The organism is Paenibacillus sp. PastM-3, from assembly GCF_029893965.1.
Lineage (GTDB): Bacteria > Bacillota > Bacilli > Paenibacillales > Paenibacillaceae > Paenibacillus_AQ.
Genome location: NZ_JARXXP010000060.1, coordinates 1 through 7,584 on the forward strand (window position 1 = coordinate 1; position 7,584 = coordinate 7,584).

Below are 7,584 nucleotides of genomic sequence, written 5' to 3' on the forward strand. Positions count from 1 at the left end.
GTTTTGACCAAAGTCCCATGTGTTCTCCCCAACCTTTCTCTTACTTCCATTTTAATGGGTTTGAGAGTTTACACAATATATTTTACAGACTCTGGCTTTTGGCTTTTGCTTATTAGTCTACCACCAGCGTTTTCTTGTTTTTAAAGTCAATTAGAGCATTATACAATAAATAAAAACACAAAACGAGATTAGTCGTTTTGTGTTTTTATAACTTATTTTCAGCTGATAATCTCACCTTTCCAATATTTATTTATTATTGGAATAAGGGATCTTCTGTAATTCATATATATACCATGCTCTTCAAAAACAACGATTCTTCGCCCTGTTACACCTTTTTGAGTAGAGATGCACAATAGATTCGCAGTTGCATGACCTGCAACAGGAGAATAAACTACTATTCCAACTTCTTGAACTTCATCCCACCCAATGAATTTTTTTTTAAGCAAAGAGTGGTATTTTACTCCCTTATCATTAAAATATAGTCTTTTGTCGAAATACAGAAAATAACCATAGACTAACGATGTCAAAATCCAAACAAAAATAATCATAATATTTACTTTTCCACCAAACTTCCCATACTTCAACAATATGATTGGAAATGATGAAGATATGATAAATAATCCCACTCCAAACATCATTGTTTTGTTACTTGCAAAAAATTTCCTTTTGATAGAATCACTACCTCTATTAACAATTTATCACTCTTATTTAGGCATATTTTTGAAATCATTAATCCTTCTGGACCCGTATTACAGTCCCATCTGATTTTGTATATGTTTGCTTTGCATTCTGAGTTGGTACTTGATTAACATTTACCACTATAGTTTGGACTACTTGGTTGTTAACCATGTAAACTACTGTATTTGAAGCGGCACTATACACCACAGTTGTAGTATATTCAATTGTAGCATTTGAATTACCAATTTTCACTGCTGCCTTGTGTACATTAGATATTGAATTATTAAGAACTACGTCATCTCCACTTTTCAATGCATTTGTTGCTATTCCCTGAAATACTTTTTTTGTTGCGTCCTCAAATGACCTCATGACTACTGCTGTAGCACCACCTAATACACCAGATGCTGCACCTATCCCTGCATTTATCAGTATACTTTGAACATTTAGGTCACTTGTTGCACTCTTTCCTTGAGCGAGATTATTTCCAGCTTGATTTACAAAATCTCCAGCTGCTCCACCAATTGCACCTCCAGCAACCGCTGCGGAAATTACAATCGCACCGCCAGCTGTAGCAATAGTGGCATCGATAAATGCTCCACCAATAGCCCCTGTTACAGCTCCTCCAGCAATACCTGCTTTTATATTAGTTTTTTGTATGGCAGCCGTTATTCCTCCAACAATACCACCAAGTATTGCTCCTGTAATTGTTCCTAAAAAATGCCCTGTAGGATCATTATAAATCAACGGATTATTATGCACATACGTATAAAGATTCTGGCTCAACGGATTATCAATCTGCCCCTCATACGTATCCTAGTTTATAAAGCGACTATTCTTAAATAGAGGACGGCGACTGTTTCCAATCGCCGCCACCCAGATTATATCATCCAGCTTCTGGTATGGATACTTCTGGAATTACGTATGTCTTCTTGGTTTTCATCAAGTAGAAGATGACGTTCACTAGCTTCCGCATAATGCACACAATGGCTTGCTGCTTGGTCTTTCCTGCGGCTAACTTTTGCTCATAATACCAGTGAAAGTAGGGGTTCCGGGGTACCTTCGTAGAACGTGTAACCAGAAGCTGACGGATCGCAAGAGATTTAATGATGTCGTGTAATACTCTGTTCCCCTGCTTACTCTTGTAGTTTCTGACCTTGTTTCCTGAGCCAACGATTACCGGAGCGATTCCGGCAAATCGGGCCAGCTTATCTGGCGTAGCAAATCGATAGATATCACCAATCTCTGCTACCAGCTCCGCTGCCGTGACGAGGTCAATGCCTGTCATGCTTTCCAGTTGGAAGCCTAACTGGTCCGTCAGCTTCCTGATCTCTCCTTCGCCCCGTCTCATTTCCCGTTTGTAAAAGCGGATGTTTCGCACAAGGCCTTTGACAATAAAATCCCGCTTGTCTTGGAAATCACGTGTTGTGTCGCCATCATCTGCGATAAGAGACAGGATTTGCTCTGCTTTTTTGGTGGATAAACCGTTATTACTCAGCTTGCGGAGATACAGGGCCAGTTCCTCCACTTTCATACCTGACAGATGATTCGGGGAAGGGTACTTATGCCAGAAGGCTAAGGCGGTTTTCCCATCAATTTCTGAGAAGAACTTTTTGTAACTTGGATAGTGATAGCCTAGCTGCTGATGTAGCCGCTTGACCCCATCATTCAAATTCTTAGACTGCCAATTACGCTGGGTTACTAGCTGGCTAATGGCCCAGTACAGATCAATCGGCTTGGCATCCGGTAGATTGTGCAGTTCATCCCGTATGACCTTCGCTACACATTCTGCATCCCAGGAGTCTGACTTCTGTATGGTTACGTGACTCTTACGTCTATTGTTCGCCAGTTTCGCATTAACTTCCTTCACGAAGCAGCCCTTTTCTGTTAAGTAGACCGCTAGTGCTCTACCGTAGCCGCCCACATCCTCTAACCCGTAAACCACAGACACTCCCTTCGGGGTATGCTTCTTTACTTCTTTTTCAAGTAGCGGAAAGGCTGTAGGCTTGTTATCGAACTTAATTTCTCCTAGCTTATGATTCCAACAATCCAAAATGACGGCTGTGTGGTGCTGTTTATGTAGGTCAACGCCTACATACACTAACTGATCCGGCTTTATTATGATTGTCCACTCCTTGAAGTCAACCGGAGAAATCAAGAGTAAAGAAACAGGTCTGCATCCTCAGTTCGAGCGAACGGGCCGCAAAGATACGTTAGCAAAATCCTGTTTCTCCCTCATGGCTTCACACGGCTCTTTATTTCATCGACTCATAAATCAACTTCTGCGTTAGCCACTCCTTATGCTCTTACATCAATGAGAAATGCTACTGTTCTCCATTTCCAGAATCGCTGGATGGACACCGACAGCCTCCACGTTTCCGTAACGGTATATCCCGCCGTAAAACTCTTTACGATCAAGGATTCGCTTGACCTGAACCTTCGTGAAACGTTTGCCTTGCTGGGTGGTGAAGCCCTCGGCGTTCAACCGTCTCGCTAACTCTGCCAATGTCCAATCCGAATAACGCTCTCTCAGTTCAAACAGCCGCCTAATGGCTGATGCCTCCACTCGGTTAATCTTCATCACTTTCGTGCCTCGCTTGGCTGAATACCCAAAAGCTACGCGACCGCCGGCATATCCGCCTTGCTGTGCCTTCTTATTTCTTCCACGCCCAAGCTTCAAGGCAATTTCCAATCGCTGATATTGGTCGAGCAGTTCCATAAGTCCATTCATCAGAAAGTCATTCGGGTCTTTACGATGAATACTGTATGTCGGCTGCTCAATACTCCTGATGTCTACACTGTATTTCCTAAACTCCCGGTGGACTAGGACTTTGACGAGATCGCTTCGCCACAGGCGATTTGTATTCAAGACAACTACATAATCCACACCACCTGAAGATAGGACATCCAGCATCATCCGACAACCTTCTCGCTCTACCTCCATGACCTCTTCATCCACCTTAGCGCCGCTTACTCCGGCATCGGTATAGATGGTGATTAAATTCCACCCCTGCTCCTTGCAGTACGCTTTGATTTCGTCCTGCTGATACGATAGGCTGTATCCCTCTTTGACTTGCCCTTGCGTTGACACGCGAATATACCCAACTACGTTCATATGCTTTCTCCCAATCGCAACGAAAATTTTAATTACCGTAACGTCAGCCTAGCCTTCAAACTTATTTATTTGGGAATTAATCCCTTTTAATAAAACCAAGCATAGTACGCTTCGCATAAGAGTTCAAGCTTTCTCTTCCTCCGTTGTTAATTGGTATTAAGTTCCCATACAGGCTATCCAAGTAGCCTTCGGAGAGCTTAATTCCATGCAGGTACTCTAATTTAAGCTCTAAATTATAGCTACCTTAAACAGATTAGACCCAAGTGCGCCTGAGGGCCTAGAGGGACTTTTTATACACATTTCGTTAAACTGCCGAGCTTTACTTTCAAGCGATAATTTGATGTGTTTCTAACCGGATATAATTCAAATAGTCCACAGGAAATTGTCTGGATTCCACCAGTTTTAGCTCAACTCCCATTTTCCGAAAATCCTCCATAAGCTCGTCATAGTTACCTTTAAATATTTCAGGCAGCTTTAGGTTCTTGCTTTGGAGAAACAGCCGCTTGCCATAGGAGCGCTCATCCGCTTTAAATTCCTGAAGGTTCTTCAGGAGATACTTCTTAAGTTTATTTCTCCGATCTCCTGCAGATAATTCGTAAACTTGCTTAAAGTCAACATTTCCGTGGCCCCAGATAGACCTAAACGTACCATCCGCCAGTTCCTCCCTCGGAATTCGGGGAAGATTCGCCAGTATGTGAAAATGAATCGTTCCTCTGCCTTGAAATGAGCGTACAGCAAGATATTTAAAGTCCCCATACCGCTCACGCATCCGCTTCACCCAGTTTTCAAAATCTTTACTGGCTTCAGCCAGCGAAACGTGCTCTTTTCCATACGTTAGGGTGATGTATTTATGCCCCTTGGCGAAGTTCAGATCCATCAGATTTTCGAATCGTTCTCGTTCTGCTAATGACAGCCGTCTTGTCTGTGGGATGCTGTTATATCGTGAGGAGTTGCCCAGATCCAGCGACTCAGGTTTCAAGTGAAGATTAGAATTAATCCCTTCCGCTTGACGCTTAGTCATCGTTCGGTAGGGCTTCATACGGCCAGGGTATATGGGTTTCCCATACATCTTTACCTTCAAGTAGCTACCAATCCATGTTGCCTGACAGTTATACGCATTCATACTCTTCTTCCTCCTTAGGGTAAGGCCCCTTTGGGGTAGCCTTTGCCATAAATAAAGCAGCGGGAAAAGAGTGTACTCCGTGTGTATGCCATGGGTTGAAGAGTATTTTATGACGGATTTGTTACGATTAATTACGGAGATGTTTGGAGGTAGAACTTTTGCGGGGGCTTAAATGTATACAGCGGATTGTAATAGGGCAAATACATGCGTTTGTGAAAGTACGTACGTTTTCTTTACTTACGGATGCAAACACCTCCTGCAGCAACTTAGATAGGTATCGTGTCCATCTAAGCCTAAATGCTGAGGAACGGTTTAAGTATTGCTCCCCCTCGCTGCGCTCGGAGACTCCGCTTCGCTTCGTCCAGAGTTCTGGAATTAAGAAATTGGAATGGTTACAGACAATTTAATTCAGGTAATTTACGCCTTTATTACTTATATGACCGGAAGTCTACATTTAAGATGATTCAACCATCTAGTGTGACTTCTGAGTACGTATCATTTTTTCTATCGCCGCTTTGGGACTGAGTATTTCTATATGGCCTATTGTATTTGTTAATTAGAGTCCTTCATGCAGGAGTTTTTCCGAAGACTGTTTATTTAAACTCAGCTGGAAGTGTTCAGAGGTCAACGATTGAGTGTGGTGGAGGTATTTCATTAACCGAGGAAATTAGTTATATATTTATTAAAATAATAGAAGTCACTATAAAAATGAGACTCCCGTATATAGGCTGGATTTCTAAAGCAAAAAATCGCATTTTTATATCTTCAAGGTTTAAAATGTAAAATTATTGTTCTAAGATTAGATTATTGAGAATTAGTTTATTTGAATTACAGACTATAGTCCGTTCGCTTCGGTATGAGGTAAATACAAAGAAAAACACAATCCGGGATTAGCCGTGTTGTGCTTTCTTGGTAATTATTTATTATCCGATATATAGAATTTAAAGACCTATAAATGCAGAAATATCAATTGAATATTGTTGTTGCAATGTTTCTTGTAAAACTGAAAAGATGAATAAAATTAATACAGAGATCAAAATATACTTTAACGATCTAAAAAATGCCAAAAGCAGTGGTTGTTTTTCTACTGCTATATAGTAAACTCCACTCCCACCGATTAGCATTAAGCATACAGAAATCACCTTAATAGGGATTAGATAATACCACTGTGGAACACCAGTTCCATTCAACGAAATTATACATCCAACTAAATAAAACGGTAAATAATACCTCCATCTCTTACTGATTTATCTCATCTCCTTCTAAGGCTGCATACCTTCTTTTGTAAAATACATATTAGTTATTGTTTGAGTAATATCTGTTGTACCGGTAAGCATTAATCCTGTATTAACTTGAACTGTCTTATAGACACTACCATTACTAGTATAATAAGTGATTGTCATCTTACTAATACTACCCTCTACAACATTGAACCCGATTGAAATCCCATCCTTCGTTAACTGATAAGATCCATTAGCGCTTTTGATAATATTTCCACTCGTTGCTGCTAAACTATTAGCAGATAAACCTAATGATAACACCCCAAGACCTAATTGATAATAATTATAATATTCTTCACCATTTTCGGGGGATGCCTTCATAAATATATCTCTCTTTACAAAATTAAATGTATCTCCTTCACTCGATCCTCGAATACCATTCCATGCTCTTGACAATCCTCCTATAGCATTACTTGTACCATCCACCATCAAAATACCACCAGCTGTTATAGTGATTCCCCCGAGTATTCCACCTGATGCCGCTGTACCACCGGTTGCAAGAGTAAAGCCACCAAAAATCGAGAATCCTCCACCTACGGCTTGCAGCATCCCAAGGCCAACTTCTCCCCATTTAATATTCCCAATTTTATTTTTTGCACTATTCCAACTAGACGACCAAAATCCCGGTTTTTTATTAACACCCATATCTGCTCCGCCGATACTGTCAGACCCCATCGTTATCATATGTCCAGTCGGATCTGTATAAATCAACGGATTATTATGCACATACGTATACAAATTCAAACTCAGCGGATTATCAATCTGCCCCTCATACGTATCCTCATTTATAAACCGCCCAATACTTGGATCATAATACCGTGCCCGCAGGTAGTAAAGGCCTGTTTCTTCATCATAGATCTCACCTGTGTACTTAAAAGAGTTCTGAATCCCCTCAGTCTGACTGGTGATGTTACCCCACTCATCATAGGCGTAGGAATTGACAATCGCACCGCTCTTATCCACGATCTGTACCACATCACCATGACCGTTATACAGGTAGTAGTAATCTTTTACCGCTGTGCTGTTTGTCCGGTCTTTCTTCACCAGCAGACGGTCACCACGAATGTAGCTAGCTTTTTCCCCATTGCTTTTTTCGCTGGAGATCACTTGGCCATTATAATCATATATATACTTCGTTTGCACGCCTGCTGTGGTTTTACTGAACCGTAGACCGTCTGCATAATACGCAAAGTTTGAGGTCACTGCTCCGACAGTCATTGCCATCAGGACATTTTTCAGATCATAGCTATAGCTGGTGTCCTGAACCTGTATATCCGTTCCGCTTGATTTGGTCTGTGTTAGTCGGTTTCCTTTGACATCATAAGTATACGTATCTGTCCCGCCGGTAGAACGCACTGCTGATATCAATCGGTTCAGGCCATCATAGCCGT

6 protein-coding genes are annotated in these 7,584 nt (G+C 41.3%); all 6 read right to left on the reverse strand.

Going from position 1 to position 7,584, the window contains the following annotated elements; genetic code table 11:
• Nucleotides 1–218: 218 nt before the first annotated feature.
• A complete protein-coding gene (locus M2108_RS30995) occupies nucleotides 219–626 on the reverse strand; it encodes a hypothetical protein (RefSeq protein WP_277473317.1) in 408 nt (135 codons plus the stop codon).
• 103 nt (nucleotides 627–729) lie between these two features.
• Nucleotides 730–1,461, reverse strand: a complete 732-nt coding sequence (locus M2108_RS31000; RefSeq protein ID WP_277473316.1) for an RHS repeat-associated core domain-containing protein — start codon at nucleotides 1,459–1,461, stop codon at nucleotides 730–732.
• Between the two features lie 100 nt (nucleotides 1,462–1,561).
• On the reverse strand, nucleotides 1,562–2,800 hold the full coding sequence (locus M2108_RS31005; RefSeq protein WP_481856974.1) for an IS110 family RNA-guided transposase: 1,239 nt from the start codon (nucleotides 2,798–2,800) through the stop codon (nucleotides 1,562–1,564).
• 186 nt (nucleotides 2,801–2,986) lie between these two features.
• The gene (locus tag M2108_RS31010) at nucleotides 2,987–3,790 is read right to left on the reverse strand and encodes a recombinase family protein (RefSeq protein WP_277473315.1); all 804 of its coding nucleotides are present in this window, start codon (nucleotides 3,788–3,790) and stop codon (nucleotides 2,987–2,989) included.
• 325 nt (nucleotides 3,791–4,115) lie between these two features.
• Entirely contained in the window at nucleotides 4,116–4,913 is a 798-nt protein-coding gene (locus M2108_RS31015) for a rolling circle replication-associated protein (protein ID WP_277473314.1), read from the reverse strand.
• Nucleotides 4,914–6,175: 1,262 nt separating this feature from the next.
• The coding region (locus tag M2108_RS31020; RefSeq protein ID WP_277473313.1) for an RHS repeat-associated core domain-containing protein at nucleotides 6,176–7,584 on the reverse strand (1,409 nt) is incomplete at its 5' end.

Excerpts from the sequence above, each read along its gene's own strand:
- M2108_RS31010 (WP_277473315.1), bottom strand. The coding sequence starts at position 3,790 with ATGAACGTAGTTGGGTATATTCGCGTGTCAACGCAAGGGCAAGTCAAA.
- M2108_RS31015 (WP_277473314.1), bottom strand. The coding sequence starts at position 4,913 with ATGAATGCGTATAACTGTCAGGCAACATGGATTGGTAGCTACTTGAAG.